At 59.0% G+C, this 21225-nt stretch carries 15 protein-coding genes; 10 read left to right on the top strand and 5 right to left on the bottom strand.

The features are described 5' to 3' along the window. The first annotated feature begins 169 nt into the window (after positions 1–169). From A3OQ_RS0118690 to A3OQ_RS0118650, 9 genes are all read left to right on the top strand, one after another. Positions 170–3322 carry an Eco57I restriction-modification methylase domain-containing protein gene (locus A3OQ_RS0118690; RefSeq protein ID WP_020176965.1) on the top strand — a complete coding sequence of 1051 codons (3153 nt, stop codon included), beginning with the start codon at positions 170–172 and terminating at the stop codon, positions 3320–3322. Between the two features lie 292 nt (positions 3323–3614). Beyond that, on the top strand, positions 3615–4484 hold the full coding sequence (locus A3OQ_RS0118685; protein ID WP_020176964.1) for a protein-L-isoaspartate O-methyltransferase family protein: 870 nt from the start codon (positions 3615–3617) through the stop codon (positions 4482–4484). Continuing rightward, entirely contained in the window at positions 4481–7081 is a 2601-nt protein-coding gene (locus A3OQ_RS0118680; RefSeq protein ID WP_020176963.1) for a hypothetical protein, read from the top strand. The genes A3OQ_RS0118685 and A3OQ_RS0118680 overlap by 4 nt, the downstream gene beginning before the upstream one ends. Before the next feature lie 89 nt (positions 7082–7170). After that, entirely contained in the window at positions 7171–7353 is a 183-nt protein-coding gene (locus A3OQ_RS0118675) for a DUF1328 domain-containing protein (RefSeq protein WP_020176962.1), read from the top strand. 210 nt (positions 7354–7563) lie between these two features. Next, positions 7564–8079 carry a SixA phosphatase family protein gene (locus A3OQ_RS0118670; protein WP_020176960.1) on the top strand — a complete coding sequence of 172 codons (516 nt, stop codon included), beginning with the start codon at positions 7564–7566 and terminating at the stop codon, positions 8077–8079. 66 nt (positions 8080–8145) lie between these two features. Beyond that, positions 8146–9297 (top strand): hypothetical protein, encoded by a 1152-nt coding sequence (locus tag A3OQ_RS23010; protein WP_020176959.1) that lies wholly within the window; start codon positions 8146–8148, stop codon positions 9295–9297. A 66-nt stretch (positions 9298–9363) separates the two neighbouring features. Beyond that, on the top strand, positions 9364–10860 hold the full coding sequence (locus A3OQ_RS0118660; RefSeq protein WP_020176958.1) for a YcjX family GTP-binding protein: 1497 nt from the start codon (positions 9364–9366) through the stop codon (positions 10858–10860). 97 nt (positions 10861–10957) lie between these two features. After that, positions 10958–11995, top strand: coding sequence for a YcjF family protein (locus A3OQ_RS0118655; protein ID WP_020176957.1), 1038 nt, complete (start codon positions 10958–10960; stop codon positions 11993–11995). Between the two features lie 267 nt (positions 11996–12262). Continuing rightward, positions 12263–12706, top strand: coding sequence for an organic hydroperoxide resistance protein (locus A3OQ_RS0118650; RefSeq protein WP_020176956.1), 444 nt, complete (start codon positions 12263–12265; stop codon positions 12704–12706). 49 nt (positions 12707–12755) lie between these two features. Here A3OQ_RS0118650 and A3OQ_RS0118645 read toward each other — a convergent pair whose 3' ends face one another. From A3OQ_RS0118645 to A3OQ_RS0118625, 5 genes are all read right to left on the bottom strand, one after another. Continuing rightward, positions 12756–13277 carry a GNAT family N-acetyltransferase gene (locus tag A3OQ_RS0118645; RefSeq protein ID WP_026596009.1) on the bottom strand — a complete coding sequence of 174 codons (522 nt, stop codon included), beginning with the start codon at positions 13275–13277 and terminating at the stop codon, positions 12756–12758. After that, on the bottom strand, positions 13270–13560 hold the full coding sequence (locus A3OQ_RS0118640; protein ID WP_020176954.1) for a type II toxin-antitoxin system TacA family antitoxin: 291 nt from the start codon (positions 13558–13560) through the stop codon (positions 13270–13272). Before A3OQ_RS0118640 ends, A3OQ_RS0118645 begins: the two co-directional genes overlap by 8 nt. Positions 13561–13629: 69 nt before the next feature. Then, positions 13630–14667: an NAD(P)/FAD-dependent oxidoreductase gene (locus A3OQ_RS0118635; RefSeq protein WP_026596008.1), complete on the bottom strand. Its 1038-nt coding sequence runs from the start codon at positions 14665–14667 to the stop codon at positions 13630–13632. Between the two features lie 113 nt (positions 14668–14780). After that, positions 14781–15101, bottom strand: coding sequence for a 2Fe-2S iron-sulfur cluster-binding protein (locus A3OQ_RS0118630; RefSeq protein ID WP_020176952.1), 321 nt, complete (start codon positions 15099–15101; stop codon positions 14781–14783). Positions 15102–15245: 144 nt separating this feature from the next. Then, on the bottom strand, positions 15246–15590 hold the full coding sequence (locus A3OQ_RS0118625) for an Hpt domain-containing protein (protein ID WP_244427187.1): 345 nt from the start codon (positions 15588–15590) through the stop codon (positions 15246–15248). 391 nt (positions 15591–15981) lie between these two features. Between A3OQ_RS0118625 and A3OQ_RS0118620 the strand changes: the two genes are divergently transcribed. Continuing rightward, entirely contained in the window at positions 15982–21201 is a 5220-nt protein-coding gene (locus A3OQ_RS0118620; RefSeq protein ID WP_020176950.1) for an apolipoprotein A-IV repeat region-like domain-containing protein, read from the top strand. Positions 21202–21225: the final 24 nt, after the last annotated feature.

The raw sequence follows: 21225 nt of genomic DNA, 5'->3' as shown, positions 1-21225 counted from the left end.
CTTAGCTCTTGGCGTCAAAATGACGTGAGCCGACCTCTCGCGGCATCAGATCAAAGAGCCTGTCAGCGGCCTTGCGCACGATCAGAAAACGCGCGACCCTGTCGTTAGTTACGGTGTCGGTCGAGGCACAATTTCAAGACTTCTCGGTTAGTAAATCAAAGGATTTTCCGTGTCGCCCCTCTTCACCAAACTAAAAAAAGACAGCCACAATTGGGCGAACGAAGAAGAGGTTCGTAAGAGCTGGTTAAAGCACATCGAGAACGAACTCGGGATAGCGTTCCATGCTGAGCGCGGACGGAACGATGCGTCTTACAACCAAGTGATTATTGAATTTAAGGACAAGGGACTATTCAGGGGCAGCACGGCGAGCCCAGCTTTCAGGGAAGCGATTTATGACAGGCTTCATAAATACATTCCACGGCGGGCGAAAGAAGAAGGGCTTGCCCCTGAGGACTATATTGGTATAGCGACAGACGGCGATCATATATGCTTCGCCTTTTACAAGGACGGCCAGATCGTCGCCAGAAATTTGCTTCCGTTTAACGCAGCGTCTATTTCTCTCGTCGCCCAAGCCTGCGCCGACTCTAAACGCCGCGCTGTTACCGCCGATAATCTTGTCGAGGATTTCGGTCATGAGGCGGAAATCGGCCACGGCATGATGCAGGTGCTTAGCGCGGAGCTGGCGGCGCACGTTAAAGCGGGCGGAAACAACAAAATTAAAATGCTTTTTGAGGAATGGCGGACTTTGTTCGGCCAGGTAGCGGATTTATCGGCTGCACAAGCCACCGCCATCCAACGGCAGATACCTATGATGGCAGATTTGCCGAACAATGACGCGGTCGCCGCCCTGCTTTTTACAATTCACACCTATAACGCGTTTTTGATGAAGTTGCTCGCTGCCGAGATCGTGGCGGAATATAAGCTCACAGCTCACCCGGACTTTTGCGAACACTTACTCGGTTACGAAGACGATGAACTTCTCAGATCGCTCGATAGAGAAGTGGAAAGAAGCGCCTATTTTGAAGGGGCGCGAATAAAGGGATTTGTGGAGGAGGCTGTATTTTCTTGGTACGCAGATGCGTCGCTATCGGCCAGCGGTCGCAGAGCGATTTGTAGCGGCATACGCGGACTCCTTACGCAGCTTTCATTATACAGAATGGATGACCTGAACGCGGCGCGCTCACGAGATGTCTTGAAAGCCTTCTATCAGTCGCTGATACCTGAGGTTCTTCGCAAGGCACTTGGAGAGTTTTATACGCCGGATTGGCTCGTCGATGTGGCGTGTGATCGTGCCTCGGTCAAAGACTGGTTTTCTATACGAGTGCTCGATCCAACATGCGGCTCCGGGTCTTTTTTGCTAGAGGCCATTCGTCGGAAAAGAAAAGCGGCAGAAGCCGCGAAACTAGATGCGAAAGCGACTCTCGCAAATATCCTCGCCAATGTCTGGGGATTCGATTTGAATCCGCTCGCGGTACAGGCGTCGCGGGTCAATTTTCTTATCGCAATCGCCGACCTCGTTGCAGCGGCGAAGATCGAAATTGAGCTGCCCATCCTTTTGGCGGATGCTGTGTACTCTCCGGCGCATGTGCCGGAGGATCACAACGGTGATGTGAAATATCGCATCGGTAGCTCGCAATCAGACCTTTTAGTGGTTTTGCCCGCGACCTTGGCTTTCGACCGTTCGCGCCTTGATGATGCGTTCTTAGTAATGGGTGACTCTGTTGAAGATCAGGCGCCGTATGAGCTTGTCGAAAGGGTTCTGATCGCCAAAAACATAATCACGGCGATCGAAGCGGAGAAATGGCGTGACGCGCTTGCTGAAACCTATGGCCAAGTCCTTGTGCTGCATCAGCAGGCCTGGAACGGGATATGGTTTCGAATTGTAAGAAACTTTTTTTGGTCTGCCGTTGCGGGACAGTTTGATTTGATTATCGGCAATCCGCCATGGGTTCGTTGGTCAAATCTTCCAGAAATATATCGCGACCGCATTAAGCCTACGTGCGAGCAATACGCGATCTTTTCTGAAACGCCTTTCCATGGTGGCAATGAACTCGATATCTCCGGCATGATAACTTACACGGTCGGAGACAAGTGGCTGAAGGACGGCGGAACGCTTGTATTCGTCATTACACAAACACATTTTCAGTCGCCGTCGTCCCAAGGTTTCCGTAGCTTTTCGATCACCAAGAATGCCAGCTTTATTCCGGTTGAAGTTGATGACCTTAGGAAGCTTAAGCCGTTCGCTAAAGTGGCAAATAGGTCGGCAATCATGCGCTTGCAAAAGGTTGCCGCCACCAAGAAGCCGAGTTACCCGATCCCCTATCGAATATGGGAGAAAGCAGGATCAGCTAGTGCGGTTATCCCTGAATCATTGCTAAAAAACGATGTTGAAAAGCGTGTGGCCATTAAAAATTGGGAGGCAATACCGGTCGAAGGAGGAAATTCGCCTTGGGCGGTTTTGCCGAAAGGCCGGTTCAAGGACATGGCCAAGATCCAAGGCCGAAGCGATTGGATCGCGGGCCGTAAAGGCGTTACCACTGACTTGAATGGCGTCTATATGGTGCGCATCGTTGACACGGATAAAGCGCAGAATCTTTTTCAAATTGAGACACGTCCAGAAGCGGGGAGAACCGATATTGGCCCAGCTCGCAAATTTTGGGTCGAGCCGGATTTTTTATATCCCTTGATAAAGGGAGCTGGCGACTTTTCCGCATGCCACTTGCACATCGAGGACGATCTCTACATGTTCATTCCGAACAAAGGAATCCAGCAAGCGGACTATGCGAGCGCTATGGCCAAGATGGCCACGCTGAAATTGACAGAGAAATACTTCAAGGCCTTTAAGACCAAACTTAGCACCCGAGCAACCTATAAACAGCGCCAACCAACGGCTCCATACTATGTCGTTTACAATTCAGGGGCTTACACTTTTGCCCCCTATAAAGTGATGTGGGCGGAACAGTCATCGACGTTTGAAGCCGTTGTCGTCGAAAACACAAAGATGCCGTTAAATGGCAAGCGCCCTTATGTGCCAGACCATAAGGTCTTTTTTGCTGACTTTACTGATGCGGACACAGCCTATTTTGTGTGCGGGATTTTAAATTCTGCGTTGGTTCGTGAATATGTCGAGAGCCACACGATCCAAATTCAGGTCAGTAATATTTTTAAGCATCTCAGCATTCCACGCTTTGACCCCAAGAACGTCGGCCATCGCAAGGTCATAGAATTATGCCGCCAAGCGCATGCGGCGACAACGGACACGGCTCGAAAAAGTCTTCTCGCTGATATGGACATAAAGACGGAAGCTTTGTTGAAGGCATGAGCAGCGGAGTTCGTTGGCGTCTACGCATTTCGGCTCTGTCGTTAAACAATGTAATTTACAGCGCCGATTTTGATTGTAGTCTGTAAGTTTGCGAATTAAATCGTTACACAAATTTGGAGCAGGGCACTTCTGTGGAAAAAGGCTGCTCCGGCGTGAAGCTGCTGCCTCTTTGGCCATGACAGGGCGGTAAGTCGTGGACTGCAGGCCCATACGGGGGTATGCCCATTGCCGTTTAGCATCCCTGAGTCTAGCTAGTTTCAGTCATTTGCACCGGCACCCATTGGAGGGGCTTTTGAATCGGCGCCATTTTCTGATCTCGTCAGCCGCCGTTTTGGCCGAAGCCGGCTTTGCCGCGCGCGCTTTCGCCGATGTGCCCGTCCCCTATAATTGGGATCTCACGCCGCCGATGGACAATCGAGAGGCCTTCATTGCCTGGGGCGTGAAGAACCGCGGCGAGGATCCGAAATATCTTGGCGAGCGTTTCGACCGCTACCGTGTCCTCGTCGCCAATAAAGACGTTTGGGACAAGCGCGACGATCGCGCCTTTCTGCTCGTGCCGCGCGAGGACTTTGTTCTCAAGCAGAACTTGGGCCGCGCCTATGACCACGCCTTTCTCGATATCGGCTATGGTGTCACGATCTCCGGCCCGCATGTCGTCGCGCGCATGACGAGCACGATCGACGTCAAGATGGGCGACAAGGTTTTGGAGATCGGCACAGGCTCCGGCTATCAATCGGCCTATCTCGCCAATCTCACCGACAAGGTCTGGACGATCGAGATCATCAAGCCGCTCGCCGAGCGCACGCGCGGCGTCTATGACGCGCTGATCGGGCGCGGCTATACCGAATATAAGTCGATCACCAGCAAGAATGCCGACGGATATTATGGCTGGGAAGAAAACGCGCCTTTCGACAAGATCATCGTAACCTGCGGCATCGATCACGTGCCGCCGCCTTTGCTGCAGCAATTGAAGCCGGGCGGCATCATGGTGATCCCCGTCGGTCCGCCCGGTGCTCAGCGGCTTTTGAAGATCGTCAAGGAACAGGCGGCTGACGGCACCATCAATGTCGCGCGCTCGGACATTTACAATGGCCGCGTCGTGCCCTTCGTGCCTTTCACCAAGCTTGAAGGCGACGCGATTTCTGGCACGCATAACAAGTGACCGCACAAGCCCGGACGAATGCGCCTCTCTACATTGCCGTCGGCCTCGTCGCCGGCGCGGTGATCGCGCTGCAGATCTGCATCATGCGGATCTTTGCGATCGGTTCCTGGGCGCATTTCGGCTCTTTCGTCGTCAGCCTCGCCATGCTCGGCTTCGGCCTGACGAGCGCCATCATGTGCGTGGCAAAAAATTGGTTCGAGCGCCACGCACTGGGAGTCATTACGGCCTCGCTGCTTTTATTCGGGCCGCTTGCGGTTGCCTCCAATCTTTTGGCCCAGCAGGTTCCGTTCAACGCGATTTTTCTGGTGTCCGACCCGGCGCAGAAATGGCGGCTGCTCGCCAATTTCCTTCTCTATCTTCTGCCCTTTCTCGCAGGCGCCACTTTTCTCGGAACGGTTTTTCTGCAGCAGGCGAAGACCTTCAATCGCGTCTATTTCGCCGATCTCGCGGGCGCCGGCTTCGGCGGCCTGATCTTCCTGCTTGCCATGTATGTCTTCGCGCCGCAGGACCTGATCGTCGCGCCGCTGATCCTTTGGCTGCTCGGCAGCCTCGCCTTCTTTTTTGCCTATGCCAAAAAGCAGGTGACGGTTTTATTGGGCGTTGTCGCGGCGCTGACCTTGGCTGCGCATTTCACCGTGCCGCTCTGGCTCAACGTCGCGAAACTCGCGGTCTCCGATTATAAGGGCGTCGCCTATGCGCGGAAATTCCCGGATTCGCAGCGCGTCTATGAACGCGACACGCCCTTCGGCTATCTCGAAGTCTATGGAAGTTCCTATCTTCATTTCGCGCCGGGCCTTTCGGACAATGCCGCCTTCAATCTGAAGGACATGCCGGCCAATGCCTATTTAGGCCTTTATATCGACGGCGAGGGGCCGTCGGGCATCATCCGCGATCTGCCTAAGGATCAAACGGATTATTATCGCTTCTTGCCGATGATCTATCCCTATGTGGTGAAGGATCAGCCGCAGACTTTCGTCGTGCAATTCGGCGGCGGCCTTTCGACCTCGATCGCGCTCGACCGGTCGAGACATGTCACGGTTGCAGAAGGCAATCCCGCGGTGCTCGCGGCGTTTCGTAACGATCCCACGCTGAAGGCTTTTACAGGCGACATTCTCGCCAATCCGCGGCTCGATGTCGTCGATTATGACGGACGGCTCTTTCTCGCCCATACGCCGCGGCGTTTCGATGTCATCGATCTGAGCCTTGCCGATTCTGCCGGCCTGTCGAGCCCCGGCGGTTTCTCCGTCGTCGAGAAATTTTCCTACGCGCGGGAATCAATGCAGAACTATATGCGGGCTCTCGCGCCGGGCGGCATTCTCTCGGTCACGCTCTGGAACAAGGAAGAGCCGCCGAAATCGATCATCAAGCTTTATGCGACCATGGCGGAAGCAGCCAAGCAGAATGGCGAGCCCGACATCGCCCAGGATTTCTTCGTCGTCTCAAGCTATCTCTCGACAGCGACCGTACTTTATAAGAAGGGCGGTTTCACCGATGAAGAGATCGCCAAATTGCGCGCTCATACGCGCGCCATGTCGTTTGACGAAATCTATTATCCGGGCTTCGTCTTCGACCCGGCGCAGACGCGATCGGTTCTCGACGGCTATAAGAACCAGGTGTTCTTCGAGGCCGACACAGCGCCCGGCACGGTCGATATCCAGCCTGGGGCCGAGCCCGAGATCGAAGCGGCGGCTCCTGAATCATCGGTTCTGCCCTCAACGCTGATGGGCCGTCTGACCTGGCATTATCTGATCCATGGCGGCTGGCCGGAGATCGCCAGTCAATATGTGTTCGACGCGCGCCCGCTGACCAATAACCGGCCTTATTTCGCCGCCTATATCAAGCCGTTCGATCTGCCGAAAATTCTCGACCGGCTCGAACTCGTGCAGGACGAATGGGGCTATCTGCTTTTATGGGCGACGCTCTTGGTCGCCGTCGCGCTGGCTTCGACCTTGGTGCTGATCCCTGTCATCTTCGGCTGGCGCACGATCTTTTCGCGCTATCCCGGCAAATTGCGCACGATCCTTTATTTCGCCTGTCTTGGCGCGGGCTATATCATGGTCGAAGTCGGCCTCATCGCCGAATTCGTTTTGGCCTTGAGCAATGCGACGGTCTCGGCCTCCGTGATGATCACGGGCATGTTGATTTTCTCCGGGCTCGGCAGCCTCGCCTCGGAGCGCTATCTCGACCGCTCGAAGATTTTCATGCCGAGGATTTTTATAGGCATAGCGGCTTTCCTCATCGCCTATGGACTATGGCTGCACTTTCCACTCGATTGGATCGGCCAATATCCCTATGGGCTGCGGCTTCTCTTATGCTTCGGCCTCATCGCACCGCCGGCTTTTCTAATGGGCTTTCCCATGCCGACGGCCATGGACACGTTGGCGCGGCTCGGCAAGGACCATATGTTCTTATGGGCCTGGGGCATCAACGGATGTTTTTCGGTGGTCGGCGCCGCCGCCGTCCCCTTGGTTGCGACGGCCTTCGGTCTCTCGTCCGTGCTCTTCGTCGCGGCTGGTGCCTATCTTCTCGCTCTGCCGGCCTTTTATGCCGTGCTTCTGCCGGTCGGCGAAAAGCGCGTGGCGACATCCGCAGCTTGAGCTTTTATTTCAAATAAAGCTGCCGCTTTTGGAACCGCGCATGGCTAAGGCTGTTATGCCACGGAATATCCAGGTTTCGAGGAGTGGCTATGAATTTCGGAAATCTCTTGCACTGGGCGCTTGTCTTTCTGATCGTCGCCCTTGTCGCGGGCGTACTCGGATTCGGCGGTGTCGCGGGCACCGCGATGGAAGGCGCACGCCTCCTGTTCTGGGTCGCGATAGTCCTGCTTTTGATCTCGTTGATCTTCGGTTTCGCCAGACGGCGAGGTTAGGGCGGCGAACGTTCCGACTATCCCAAGACCGTCTTGCGCTTTGGGGTCCGATACCGTTAAACATATCGAAAGAATAGAAAGCGGGCATTTCGATGCCCGCTTTCTTGTTTTTGTCTCGCAACTGCGCAGCGACCATTGACCGCTGGCGGCGCTTGGCGTTTTGATGAGATCGCGCACGCTTCCATGCTCTTGTCCTGCTAGTTTGATCTCATGCTTCGCCTTGCTCTCCTGCGCCATTCCGAGGCCCATCCGCATGCTCAAGGCGGCGACAAGGAAAGGTCGCTGACGAAGGCAGGTCGCAAGATGGCGACTCGCATGGGTAAATATTGCCGCGACATGGGGCTCGTGCCCGATCTTTCCCTTGTCTCACCGGCGCTGCGCGCGAAAGAGACCTATGAGATCGTCGCCGAGGAGATCGGCCAGGATTTGAAAGTCACGTTCGATCCGGCGCTCTATAATGCGACCTCGACCACGATCAAGATGCTGGTCGCGCAAGTGACCTCCGACCACAAGCTCATCCTCGTCGTCGGTCATAATCCCGGCATTGCCGAAAGTGCGATCGCACTCTCGGGCCAGGGCGATCCCGGCATGCTCGCTGAGATGCGCGCGCATTTTCCGGCGCCGGCTTTGGCCGTCATCGACTTTGCGATCGATAGCTGGGCCGAGATCGCGGCCGGGCAGGGCGTCCTGGACCGTTTCGTGACAAAGACTCTGCTGTCCGGTTAACCTTTCGGTCCGGGCGAGTTTCGGGTGACCGGCTGAAAAAGCCGAATTGGCGCATAGGTATGACTTATGCTGCCGGAGTTTCTCGGACTTTATCTGTCGCTCGCGATGAGCGCGTTTCACGCGGCTGAAAAGGCGCCGGTCCCGCCGGCTTGGCCGATGCGGCTCTATTCTCTGGCTATCGCAAAACCTGAACCGCCGAGCTTTCGCCCGATCGAGCGGGCGGTTTCCAATTGGCGCATGGAAGCCGTTTGGAATGTGGCTCTTGCGCCGCTTCCAGCCGCGCATCTCCTGATCGGCAAGGAAAGCGGCGCTCTGCCGCGATGCGTCAAGCTCAATAATTATTGGTGCATCAAGAAGGCCGGCTGGAATGGCGAGATAGCATCGGACGGCGAAGGCCATGTCGCCTTTGCTTCCGCGCTGGAAGGGTCTGCGGTCGCAGCCTTGCTGTTGCGCCATTATTATGTCGATTTGAAGCGTCATTCGGCTCTGTCGATCATCGCGCGCTGGGCGCCCGCGCAATGCAGCCTTCAAACTGCCATGCCGACGAAACTCCCCGCGCCGGCGAAGGTGCTCGCTCTACCGGCCAAGACGCGCGTGAAGCTCGCGAGCACGGCGATGGTGATTCCCTCCTTGAGCGAGCTCTCCGTGCATGATTTCGCTCCGGCTCTGCCTCAAAAGGAGAGCCTGCATGTTCGCCACGAGCATCTGCGCGTTCCTCAGGAGCGTCTGCATGGGCATGCGGCCGGCCGTAGCCTCCGGCTTGCCTCGGCGCCACAGCGGCCTGCGCGGACGAAGGCGGTACTGCGCCATTCGATCGTGCGCAGCCATATGCCGGCCATGATGCCGGCGCCCGAAATCGCCGTCGGCATGGGCGAGCGCGATATCAAACTGAACCCGGTCGAATATACGGCGCTCGGCTTTGGCAAGCCCCTCGCTTCGCCGATAGTCTCCTGCACCGACGACGGCCCGCGCATCGCGGCCTATGCGCACCATGCGATCGACGGCGTCGTGACCGGGATCAATGACGATCTGAGGCTTTTTGCCGAAGATGGATCGCCGACGCCAAATCTCGCCCGGGTCATGCGGAATATGGCAAGTGTCGAGATCGGGCCGCTTTCAGTGCAGGCACGGCTCATCGATGCGGGCATTGCGGCCTTGGCTGACCGCCTGCATGACGAAAAGGCCCGTCAAGCGGCGGGACCCGCCATGCAGCCATGATTTTTCATCGATAAGTGATTACATTCTTGTCCAAGCCTCTCATCCGTTCCCTCTCGAGTCCCAAGCTTGCCTTTTCTTTCCGATCTTTTATTCGAAGCGCAGATCGCGGCGCAAAGCCTCGCCGATTATGTCGGCGGCCCCAGCTTGCGTCTCGGCGTCACCGGCCTGTCGCGCTCGGGCAAGACGGTTTTTCTGACGGCCCTGATCCATCATCTCGTTCGGGCCGCGAGCCCCACCCTGCGGGACAAAAAAAATCCCTTGCCGGTGTTTCGCGTCCTTGCCGAAGGCAGGCTGACGGGCGGCCATCTCGAACCGCAGCCAGACGATCAAGTGCCGCGCTTTGCCTTCGAGGATCATCTGGCGGCTTTGACGGGGCCTGGTGGGGATGCCGATGCGCGCCATTGGCCGGAATCGACAAGGCGGATTTCCGAATTGCGGCTGCGGCTCGATTTCGAAAGGGTGCGGTCTCGCGGGACGCCGCGGAGCTTGACGATCGACATCGTCGATTATCCAGGCGAATGGCTGCTCGATCTGCCGCTGCTCGGCAAGTCATTCGCGCAATGGTCGCGCGAAACTTTGGAGACGGCTGCTTCGCCCGCGCGGCAAAAAATTTCAGATGCTTGGCGGCATTTTACGCTGGCCGAAGCGCCAGGCACGGCCGCCGATGAAGACAAGGCCCGCCGCGCCGCCGATCTTTTCACCGCCTATCTGCGGGCTTGCCGGACGGAGGATTTCGGATTTTCGACCTTGCCGCCCGGCCGGTTTTTGATGCCGGGCGATCTCGAGGGTTCGCCCGCTCTGACTTTCGCGCCGCTCGCGGTGGAAGAGGGCGTGACCTATGAGCCGGGGTCTTTCGCGGCCATGATGGAGCGCCGCTATGAATCCTATAAGGCGCATGTGGTGCGGCCCTTCTTCCGCGATCATTTCGCGCGGCTCGACCGGCAGATCGTGCTTGTCGATGCGCTGGCCGCGCTCAACGCCGGGCCGGCGGCGGTGCGCGATCTCGAAACCGCGATGACGGAAGTGCTGATGGCTTTCCGCACCGGCCGGCGTTCGTTTTTGTCGACATTGTTCAGGCCGCATATCGACAAGATCCTGTTCGCTGCGACAAAGGCCGATCATCTGCATCATGAAAGCCATGACCGGTTGGAGGCCATTTTGCGCCATCTGACGGCGCGCGCGATCATGCGGGCGGAAGACGTCGGCGCGGCGATCGACGTGATCGCGCTCGCGTCTGTGCGGGCGACGCGCGAGGGCCGCGTCGGCGGCCGCGGCGAAAAAGGGCTCGATGCCGTCATCGGCACGCCCATGGCGGGTGAGAAGATCGGCACTGAGATTTTTGACGGCCGCGCGGAGGCGGCGATCTTTCCGGGCGAATTGCCGGCCGATCCGAAAGCCGTCTTTCGCGACAGCGGACATGTTTTGACGCCGGAAGAATTGGACTATCGTTTCGTGCGGTTCCGGCCGCCGGTAGCCGTTCGCGACAGCACGGGTGCGCCCTTGCCTTTGCCGCATATAAGGCTCGATCGCGCCTTGCAATTTCTGATCGGAGACAGGTTGTAGAGCATGATCCCAAAAAGTTGCAGACTTTTTGGATTGAGATCATGCGGTAAAGGGATGAGAGGGAGCAGATGGTTCACCCCAAATTGACCATGCGCCGATGAGTGCCGATCGCAAACCGCGTGCGTTCCGTCTCGATGAGGCAGAGGCAGCGAAATCACCGGACGCACCCATCATCGAGCTGACGCCCGATCCTTACGAGGCCGAGGCCTTGGCCGCGATGGCCTCGGCCGATCCGCAGGAGCAGGCGGTCGAAGTCGCGCAAAAGCGCGGCGTCGTCGCGCGCTCGCTTTTCTCCTGGGGCGGTCTGTTCTGGTCGGCTGTCGGCGGACTCGCATCGCTCGCCATCGGCCTCTGGCTGACGAAACTCGTCGATGATCTCTTCGCCCGCTCGCTGACCTTTGGCGTGATCGGGGTGGTCCTTGCGGCATTGGCCGTGATCGCGCTTCTGGTGATGGCCGGACGCGAATTCTTCGGCATTGCGCGGCAACGCCGCATCGCCGAATTGCACATCGCCTTTGCCGAGGCACGAACAGCCGATGATACGGTCAAAGCCCGCAAGCTCATCAAGGAACTTGTGGCGCTTTATTCCACGCGGCCGGAAAGCGCACTGGCCCGCGCGCATCTCGCCGAACTCAGCCAGGACATTGTCGATGGCCGCGACCTGATCGACATTGCGGAGCGCACTTTGATCGAACCGCTCGACCGTGAAGCGCAGCGCGAGATCGCGCAGGCCGCCAAGCGCGTCTCGGTCGTCACGACGATCGCACCGCGCGCCATCATCGACGTGCTTTTCGTCGCTGCGCAAGCGATCCGCCTCATGCGGCGCATCGCCGAGATCTATGGCGGGCGGCCGGGGCTTCTGGGTTTTCTGAAGCTCGCGCGCTCGGTCGGCGCGCATCTCACGATCACCGGCGGCATGGCGGCGGGCGACAGCCTGTTGCAGCAGGTGGTTGGCCACGGCCTTGCCGCGAAAGTCTCGGCGCGGCTCGGCGAAGGCGTTTTGAACGGGCTCCTGACGACGCGGGTGGGGCTTTCCGCCATGGCGGTCTGCCGGCCCGTGCCTTTTGCAACCACGCGCGCACCGGGCGTTCGCGATGTCGCGCCATTTTTATTTTCGATGGACAAAAAGGTTTGAAGGCAGATCGCCGAGGCCGCCCTATGTGATGTCACGAGGCCGGCGTAGACGGTCGGGAACAATACAAGGGCCTGAGTCATAGCAGGCAGGTTAAAAACCCTCATCCTGAGGAGGGTCCAAAGGACCCGTCTCGAAGGACGAGGGTTTTAGCCACGCAAACGATACCGATCCCTCGTCCTTCGAGACGCCCGCTTCGCGGGCTCCTCAGGATGAGGGATCGGTCGATGAGGTCATGATTCTAGCATTATCATTTTTGAGGAGGCGAAGATGGCTGCTTATACGATCAAACCGCTTGTGACGGCGACGGCGACCAACACCGGCGGACGCAACGGCCATTCCGAGACGACCGACCATTCGGTCTCGGTCGATCTCTCCGTCCGCAAGGAAATGGGCGGTCCTGGCCTGCCGAACACGACGACGCCGGAGCATCTTTTCGCGGCCGGCTATGCGGCCTGCTTCGGTGGCGCTCTGGAGTTCGTGGCGCATCAGCACAAGAAAGACGTGTCGGGCACGGTCGTCACCTGCGAGACTTCGGTCGGTCCGCGCGAGGGCGGCGGTTTCGGCATCGCCGTCAAGATGCATGTGAAAGTGCCGAAGCTGTCCGCGGACGAAGCACGCCCCTTGGTGGAAGAGACGCACGAGAAAGTTTGCCCCTATAGCCATGCGACGCGCGGCAATATCGATTTCGCGCTTGAGGTCGAAGGCGCGTAACGAGGTCCAGACTCATGATCGCGCGCGCTGCGGCGTGCGCGATCGCGGCCTAGGATAATTTGCCGAGCTTCTGAAGCTTGATGAGATCGAGCGCCAGCGTTGGGATCTCGACCGGCAGGCGCGTGAAACCGTGATGAAGATAGAAGGCTTCAGCCGCTGCGGAGATCGCGTGAACGATGACGAGCCGCGCCGAAATTTCGTGCGAAGCATGTAGGGAACGCCGGACGGCATCAGCGAGAAGGGCGCGGCCTAATCCTTGGCCTTGCCAGGTTCGGTCGATGGCAAGCCGCCCGAGTATGACTGCCGGTATATGGTTTGGCATATTTCGCCGCATTGAGCCTGTTGCGTCCTGCGCGAGGATTTGTCCCATGCTCAGGGCAAAATAGCCGGCGATTTTAGGCGAGCCGATAGGGCAGGCGACGTAAGTCCGGCTCGCTGCGATTTGCAGATTGTTCCATGCGCGCCGGCGCAGCCAGTCGTCGAGCGCAGGTTCGCCGGAGTCGAAAGCCGAACTGTCGTGAGCTTCCGTCAAAAGAACAGGAGGGTCGAAGAGAGGTGACCTCTCAGTCACGTCGCCAAGGCGCTTTGGATTTAAGGATGCGCTTCATGCCGGCGGCTTCGGCGGGAGTCGCTGGGCTATCCATCCAATCCATCACCTTTTGAAAGGCTTTGGCATCGGCATGAATGGTCGATTGATCGAGAAGAATGTTTTTGGCTTCTTTCAGAGCAGAGGCCAGCATGAATTGCGAGCGATTCGCGCCGACTAGCTCTGCCGCTTGGTCAATGAGTTCCTTATCCTGCGCGCGGGCGCGCAGATGAATATTGACCTCGGCGAGTGACGGCTGCTCCTTCATTCCACGAATATGGTTTGATGTGTTGCGATTGTCAACACATCAAACTTCGCGATCATTTTCCATAAAGCTCTAATTCACCCCGAGCTTCTTCTGCAGACTCGACGATGACGTCGTGTATTGGAAGGTGAGCTTCTTATCCGGATAGACGTAGCGATGGATTCTTTGCGCGGCGAGCGCGCCCTCGTGGAAGCCGCACAAAATGAGCTTCAACTTTCCAGGATAGGTATTGATGTCGCCGATCGCAAAAATGCCCGGCACATTGGTCTCGAATTTTTCCGTGTCGACGGGGATCAGGTTCTCGTTGAGGTTCAAGCCCCACTCGCCGATCGGTCCGAGCTTCATGGTGAGGCCGAAAAAGGGGATCAGCCGCTCGCAGGCGATTTCGGTTTTGGTTTTGTCCGCGCCGAGCAAGGTCGCGCCCGACAAAACTCCGTCGGCTCCGGTCAAAGCCTCGATCTGGCCGATCTTCAAATCCATTTTCCCGGCGGCGACAAGCTCGCGCATCGCATTGACCGAATGCGGCGCGGCGCGGAAGTCGTCGCGGCGATGGACGAGCGTGATGCGTTTGGCCAGCGGATGCAGGTTCAAGGTCCAGTCGAGGGCGGAATCGCCGCCGCCGACGATCACGACATGTTTATCGCGGAAATCTTCCATCTTGCGCACGGCATAGAAGACCGATTTGCCTTCATAGGCTTCGATGCCGTCGATCGGCGGCTTCTTGGGCTGGAAACAGCCGCCGCCTGCCGCGACGATCACAGTCTTGCATTCGAAGCTCTGGCCATTGTCGGTGCGCACCCGAAAAGACGGCGCCTCCGGCGTGCCGAGAACCTCGAGCGCCTCGACCATCTCGCCATAATGAAGGGTCGGCCGGAAAGGCTCGATCTGCTTCATGAGATTATCGACGAGGCCCTGGCCGCTCACATTCGGATGGCCGGGAATGTCGTAGATGGGCTTTTCCGGATAGAGCTCGGCGCATTGGCCGCCGGGCTTCGGCAGAATATCGATCAAATGGCATCTGACATCGAGGAGTCCCAATTCGAACACGGCGAAAAGCCCGACCGGCCCGGCCCCGACAATGACGACGTCGGTTTGAATGCTCTCTGCCATCACGCGATCTCCAAACATGCCGGCGCGTCCGGCTTCTTTAGCTTTTGTTTCGAGGCATGATCTTATCCAGAGAGTCTGCAACTTTTTGGGATCATGCTTTAACGATGCAAGTTTCAGCCCTGCCGGCTGGGTGTGGTCACGACGAGGCCATCGAGCTCCGGCGTGACCTTGATCTGGCACGACAGGCGGGAATTCGGCTGGACCTTATAAGCGAAATCGAGCATGTCCTCTTCCTTCGTCGAAGGCTGGCCCGTCAGCGGATACCAAGCCTCGTCGACATAGACGTGGCAGGTCGCGCAAGCGCAGCCCCCGCCGCATTCGGCGACGATCTCGGGGATCGAATTGCGGATGGCATTTTCCATGACCGTCGTGCCTTCCTCGGCCTCGACGGATCGAGATTCACCATAAGAATCAATGTAAGTGATTTTGACCATGGAGGGGTATGACCTCTCGATGCGGCATTTCGCGGAGAAAAAGCGCGGTTTGTTTTGAGAAAGGCGCGTTGGCGCCGATCAGGCGCCTTCTTTACTGAAGAGCGCCAGCGAAGAACAGCATCTTTGCTGTCGCGCCTTTTTGGCTCAGGGACCGATGCGCCGGTCGATCGCGGCGAGCACGTCCGCGACGGCCTTTGCCAGAGCGTCGAGAACGACAGATGCCGGGCCAGCATCATGTGGGGATGCGGCGAGATTTTCGTAAGCGCCGGCCATGGCGGCGACGCGGGTGGCGCCGATCGCAAGAGCGGAGCCCTTGAGCAGATGCGCGAAATCGGCACCGACCTTGGGCGATTTAAAAGTACCGTTTTGAAGCTCGAACAGGATTTGCCTGGCTTGCACGCGAAACAAGGCCAAGAGCTGCCGCTCCAAGGCCTCGTCGCCTAGGGTTTGAGCCTCGAGATGGCCGAGATCGAGCGCTGGCATTTGCATTGCCTGATTTTCCATGCTCAACCCATTGTGACGGATGGAGTTTCCCGAACTTGGCAAGCTGGAGCTCGGGCCTAGATCAGGTTTATCCAAAACCATAAACGTGATCGATTGTCGTAAATTAGAGCGGGATGAGGAAAAGTGTCGCGCGTATTTTCATCCCGCTCTAGGCTTCGCCTGCGTGCTCCTGCTGTGGTGTGCCATTTTAAAGAGGCGGGAAAGGGCTCTGTCCACTTATGGTAACGGTTCGGTTAACGACGTTTGGAAAGAAACGACGCGGCTAGTTTTAATCCCTTGTTCTGCGCGGTAGAGTGGCGCGTGGTTAACAGAGACCGACAGATTGCGGAGCGCCGCGACGTCGGAAGCGCTGGACCTTTATAAAAAGGGGCATCGAATGGCCAATCCCGGCAAAGCTCAAGATCCTGCCGCCGCGGCTTTGTCGGCGATCGAGGAGGCTTTGAACCTCGTTGGGCCGCCTGGAGAGGCCGAGTCCGCGGTCAATCCGGTCGAAACGGCTGACAAGAACACGTCCGAATTGCGCAAATGGGTCCCGGATAAGGTCATCGCCAAAAATCCGGGCAAATCCGCCGCGCCGCCGGTCAAGCCGCCGGTCTTGAGTGCTTCCGACGAGGCTTCCGCAGGCGCCAAAAATACGCCGCGCCTGCCGGAGATCGAAAAGGCGCCTGCCTTCGGCACGGCTGTGCCCGTATCCTCTCCAGTTACGCCGCCGGCCGGAGCCGAACCGCATGCGCCGGTCGGCGGCGTCGTACCCTCTGCGATGCCGGCGAATGACGATCGCCATTCGGTCGGCCAGATCCTGCGTGCGCTTCAGGTCCGGCCAAGCCGCACGCCGACCATTGTCGCGGCTGTCCTCTCGGCCCTCTGGATCGGCCTGTGGGGTGTCTACGCCTGGACGAATTGGGCGAGTTTCTTCGGCGAAAGCGCGGATGTTCCGCGTTCGCAAATGGCGCTTTATCTTCTCGCTATCGTCGGACCGGTGATCTTCTTCTTCGTCACGGCAACCATGGCGAGACGGGCGCAGGAAATGCGTCAGACCGCGCGCTCCATGACGGAAGTTGCTTTGCGCCTGGCCGAACCCGAAGGGTCGGCGACCGAGCAAATGGTGACTTTGTCGCAAGCGATCCGCCGTGAGGTCGCCTCCATGGGCGACGGCATCGAGCGCGCGCTGGCGCGTGCCGGCGAACTCGAAACGCTCGTGCGTTCCGAAGTGTCCAATATGGAACGCTCTTATGGCGATAATGAACGCCGCATTCGGGCGTTGATCGATGAATTGTCCTCCGAGCGTGAATCGCTTCTTGTGAATGCCGACCGGGTGCGCAACGCGATTTCGGGCGCACACGAGTCGTTTTCGCGGGAACTCGACACGGCTTCGGCGAAGCTCGCGGAAAGCGTTGGCGACGCCGGCGGCCGCGTGATGGCTTCCCTCGGCGCCAAAGGCGAGGAAATCCGCATCGCCATGAGCCGGTCCGGCACTGAGCTTGCCGAGCAATTGTCGGCGCGCGGCGAGGATATTCTCAACCGGCTGGCCCATACTGGCAACGAAGTTGCCGCCAGTCTGGCGCAGACCAGCGATGTGCTGGCAACCGATCTCAGCATGCGCGGCAATGAGGTGGCGCAACGGCTGGATGAAACCGGCGCGCATATTGCCGATACGATCTCTTCGCGCGGCGAAAGCCTGACGGCACAGCTCGCCGAAGTCGGCGAAAGGCTGCATGAAATCGTGACGGTTCACGGCCCGAACCTGCATGCCAATTTGTCGGAGGTGGGCACCCAGATCGCCGGCACGTTCGAAGAGCGCACCGCCGCCGCGCGCGAGATGTTCGACACATCCGCCGCCAGCCTTTCGGCGCTCATCGATGAAAGCCATGCGCATCTGCAATCGCAGTTCGAGCTGCATGGCGAAGGCTTGCAGCAAAGATTTGCCGCCGTCGCCGAAGAGACGGCTGCCGCGCTCGCCAGCCATGCCGGCGCGATGCAGGAAACATTCGAGACGAGCGCCGGACAGGCGATCGAGGCCATCAGCTTCCAAACCCGCGACCTCAATGACAAGCTGAACGATTTGCAGACGCAATTCGTGCAGCATGGCGAAGCATTGCACCAGAGATTCTCCACCGTCGCCGAAGAGACCGCGGCCGCTCTGGCAAGCCACGCCGGCGCGATGCAGGAAACATTCGAGACGAGCGCCGGGCAGGCAATCGAAGCGATCGCCTATCAGACCCGCGACCTCAACGAGAGGTTCGGCGAGGTCGCGCACGAGGCGATCAGCGCACTCGCGATGCATAGCGACAGAATCAACGAACATCTGGCCGACCGCCTCACAGGGTTCCAAGAAACCTTCGTCAATGGCGGCAATGCGCTGGCTGAAAATCTCGATGCCCATACGGAATATTTGACGTCGTCCCTGACCACCTTGTTTGTTCGGGCTGAAGAGATATTCGGCGGCCAGGGCGGTTCGGTTGTCGAGCGTATCGATTCCCACAGCGAGCGGTTCATGTCGGCGCTGTCGGAGGCGTTTGCGCGCGTCGAAGGTCTCTTCGACGAGCGGCAGCGCGCCTTGATTTCCGGACTTGATACTCACACCGACCGGCTGACCTCGACGCTGACCGATCATTCGCAGCATATGGACGACGTGTTCAAGGCAACGGGTAACGCGGTCGCCGACAATCTCGATGTGCACGCGCGAGGTCTCTCGTCGACGCTGTCGCATTATTTCGACCGTATTGACCAATTGTTCGGTTCCCAGAGCGGTTCGGTTACGCAGGCACTCGACGCCCACACCGAGCAACTCGCGGCGACTCTGACCGACCATTTCAGCCGGGTCCAAGAATTGTTCGGTGCGCAGGGGAACGGCGTCCTCGCCAATCTCGACGCCTATACGGAACAGCTCACGGCCAATCTGTCCGACCTTTTCGGCCGCGCGGAGGAAATGTTCACCGTGCAGGGCGCCGGCGCCGTCAACGATTTCGGCGCCCATGCCGAGCGCTTTACGGCGACGCTCGCCGACCGGCTCGAAGCGATCGAAAATGTGCTGACCGTGCATGGCGATGCGCTGAACACGAAGCTCGGCGAGCGCGCCGAAGAAACCGCGCATGTGTTCACGACGCAGATCGACGCCTTCGACGACAAGACTTCGGCCAAGACTCAAGAAATCGCTCAGCTCCTCGAGACTTTGGTGGCGCGGATCGACACCGGACTCGAGACGCGCGCCCGCGCGCTCAACGAGGCTTTGGCAAGCCGTGCGATCGAAATCGCCAAAGTTCTGGGCGACGGCGGCCGGGACGTGACCCAAGCCCTCGATATGAAGGCGGCGGAAATCGGAGCCATTCTCACCAGCCGCTCGACGGCTCTGACGGCGACATTGTCCGACAAGGCCGACGAGGTGAACCAGGTGCTGGGCGACCGGGCGATCGAGATCGCCGATACGCTCGACAATCGTATTTCGCTCTTCGAAGACCGGGTCGTCAGCAGGCTCGATACGGTCTCGGGCGAACTCGACGCCCGCGGCCATGCCGTCGCCGACAGTCTCGTCGCGCGGGCAACCGAACTCAATCAAACTCTCGGCGATCATGCGGCCAATATGCGCGCCGTTCTCGATCGCGAGACCGGCGAACTGGGTCAATTGCTGTCTGGCCGTACCGAGGAGGTCAGGAACGCGCTTGCTCAGGCGATCCTCGATCTCGACTCGACTCTGGCCGGCCGGACGAGCGAAATCGGCAGCGTATTAACGGGCCGCGTCAACGAGATCGCGACGGCGCTCGCCAACCGCCTGGTGGAGCTCGATGGGTCGCTTGGCGAACGCGGCCGCCAATTGCACGAATTGCTGGCCGGTCATACGGGTGCCCTGCATACGCTGTTCGACACGAAAGGCACCGGGCTTGTCGAAATCCTGACCGCGCGTGGCGGCGAAATCGCCAGGGAAATGACCAGCGTCGGTGAAATCGTCACGCACACCCTGGAAAACCGCGGCAGCGCGATCCTCCAGCATCTCGGCCAGAAACAGACAGAACTCACGGCGGCGATCGATCAATCCTCGGCACAATTGCGCGATGCGCTCGTGAATGGCGCCGGCGCCTCCGTCGGCACCTTGGCCGAAACCGGCAACAGGCTTCGCACTGAGCTGGTCGATCTCATCGACAAGCTCCATCTCAGCGGCCAATCGCTGCAACGGATGATCGGCGATACCAGCGCTAATTTCATCGCGATCGAGCGGACCTTGTCTGAGCGGCTGCAGGATTTCCAAAGCGCCTTCAGCCGCGTCTCGACCGATGTCGGCCATTTGAACATGACCGCCGACAAGACGATGAACGATGCGCAGGCGCTTGCCGAGACGATCGCGCGGCATCAGCAATCCTTAAGCTACTCGGCCGGCGAGCTCGCTCGTTCGCAGCGCGAACTCGACCAGATGCTCGACGAACGCCGCACCGCGCTCGAAAACCTGCTGTCGCAGGTCAATGCGAAGAGCGAGGATTTCGAAAACGTCATGCAGTCCTTCGGCGCTCTGGTGGACGAATCCTTTCAGCAGGCGGAGACTCGGGCGAGGGAGATCGGGACTTTCCTGACCGAAGCCACGCAGGCGACGGCTGGTCTGATCGAGCAGCAGTTCGGCGAGATCCGCACCAATACCGGTAAAGAGCGCGAGCGCACGGCTTCGGCTTTGCGGGGAGCCTATGAGCAGGCCAACACCGAATTGAACACGATCATGCGGCAGGCGACGGACCGTTTCCAGGCCGCGGCTTCCGAAATGCGCGGCATGGCCCGCACCATTCAGGAAGAGCTCGATGCGACGCGCGACGAAGTTCGCCGCAGCGTGACGGATCTTCCGCAGGAGACGGCGGAGCAGGCCGCCGCCATGCGCCGCATCGTCTTCGATCAGGTCCGGGCTCTGAACGAATTGACCGAGATCGTGACGAGATCCGGCCGCTCCTTCGATGTCGCCGAACAGTCGGCCGCACCGGTTCTTTCCGAGCGGTCTTCGACCGGGTTCAGAAAGCCGGAGGCCGCGACGCGCGCACCGGCACCTCTGCCGCTTCCCGAAGCGCCCGCACCGCGCCGCGACCCGCCGCCGCAACGTGTGCCGGTGTTGCCGCCCGCTGCTGCGGCGCGTCCGCAGGCCGCTCCTGCTGATCGCGGTGGCGGATGGTTGTCTGATCTTCTCGCCCGTGCCTCGCGCGACGAGCCGGCGTCAGCGCCAGCGCGTGTGGAGGACAATCGCGCCGGCATTCCGCGCGGACCGGCGCGTCATGCGCCGCCGGCCAGCGTCGAGCTCGAAACCATCTCTCTCGACATTACCCGGATGATCGATGCGGATGCCGCGGCCGACGCCTGGGACCGCTATCGGAGAGGCGAGCCCGACGCGTTTTCGCCGCATCTCTATACCGCGCGCGGCCAGCAGACATTTGATGAAATCCGCCGCCGCTACCGTACCGATACGGAATTCCATAAAACCGTTGATCGCTACGTGAAGGAATTCGAACGGCTTTTGTCGGATGTGAATCGCGACGACCGCGACGATACGGTCACGCGATCCTATCTCGCGTCGGAAACGGGCAAAGTCTATACGATGCTCGCCCATGCGGCAGGGCGCTTGGTCTGAGCCTTTTAGGCGAGATCAAGCGTC

This window comes from Methyloferula stellata AR4 (genome assembly GCF_000385335.1).
Lineage (GTDB): Bacteria > Pseudomonadota > Alphaproteobacteria > Rhizobiales > Beijerinckiaceae > Methyloferula > Methyloferula stellata.
Note: the sequence above shows the minus strand (reverse complement) of the source record. Positions and strands in the feature narration are given on the sequence as shown.

Coding starts and splice junctions, on each gene's coding strand:
- A3OQ_RS0118635 (WP_026596008.1), bottom strand. CDS start 14,667: ATGGCAGAGAGCATTCAAACCGACGTCGTCATTGTCGGGGCCGGGCCG.
- A3OQ_RS0118640 (WP_020176954.1), bottom strand. CDS start 13,560: ATGAAGGAGCAGCCGTCACTCGCCGAGGTCAATATTCATCTGCGCGCC.
- A3OQ_RS0118620 (WP_020176950.1), top strand. CDS start 15,982: ATGGCCAATCCCGGCAAAGCTCAAGATCCTGCCGCCGCGGCTTTGTCG.
- A3OQ_RS0118630 (WP_020176952.1), bottom strand. CDS start 15,101: ATGGTCAAAATCACTTACATTGATTCTTATGGTGAATCTCGATCCGTC.
- A3OQ_RS0118675 (WP_020176962.1), top strand. CDS start 7,171: ATGAATTTCGGAAATCTCTTGCACTGGGCGCTTGTCTTTCTGATCGTC.
- A3OQ_RS0118625 (WP_244427187.1), bottom strand. CDS start 15,590: ATGCAAATGCCAGCGCTCGATCTCGGCCATCTCGAGGCTCAAACCCTA.
- A3OQ_RS0118650 (WP_020176956.1), top strand. CDS start 12,263: ATGGCTGCTTATACGATCAAACCGCTTGTGACGGCGACGGCGACCAAC.
- A3OQ_RS23010 (WP_020176959.1), top strand. CDS start 8,146: ATGCTGCCGGAGTTTCTCGGACTTTATCTGTCGCTCGCGATGAGCGCG.
- A3OQ_RS0118670 (WP_020176960.1), top strand. CDS start 7,564: ATGCTTCGCCTTGCTCTCCTGCGCCATTCCGAGGCCCATCCGCATGCT.
- A3OQ_RS0118655 (WP_020176957.1), top strand. CDS start 10,958: ATGAGTGCCGATCGCAAACCGCGTGCGTTCCGTCTCGATGAGGCAGAG.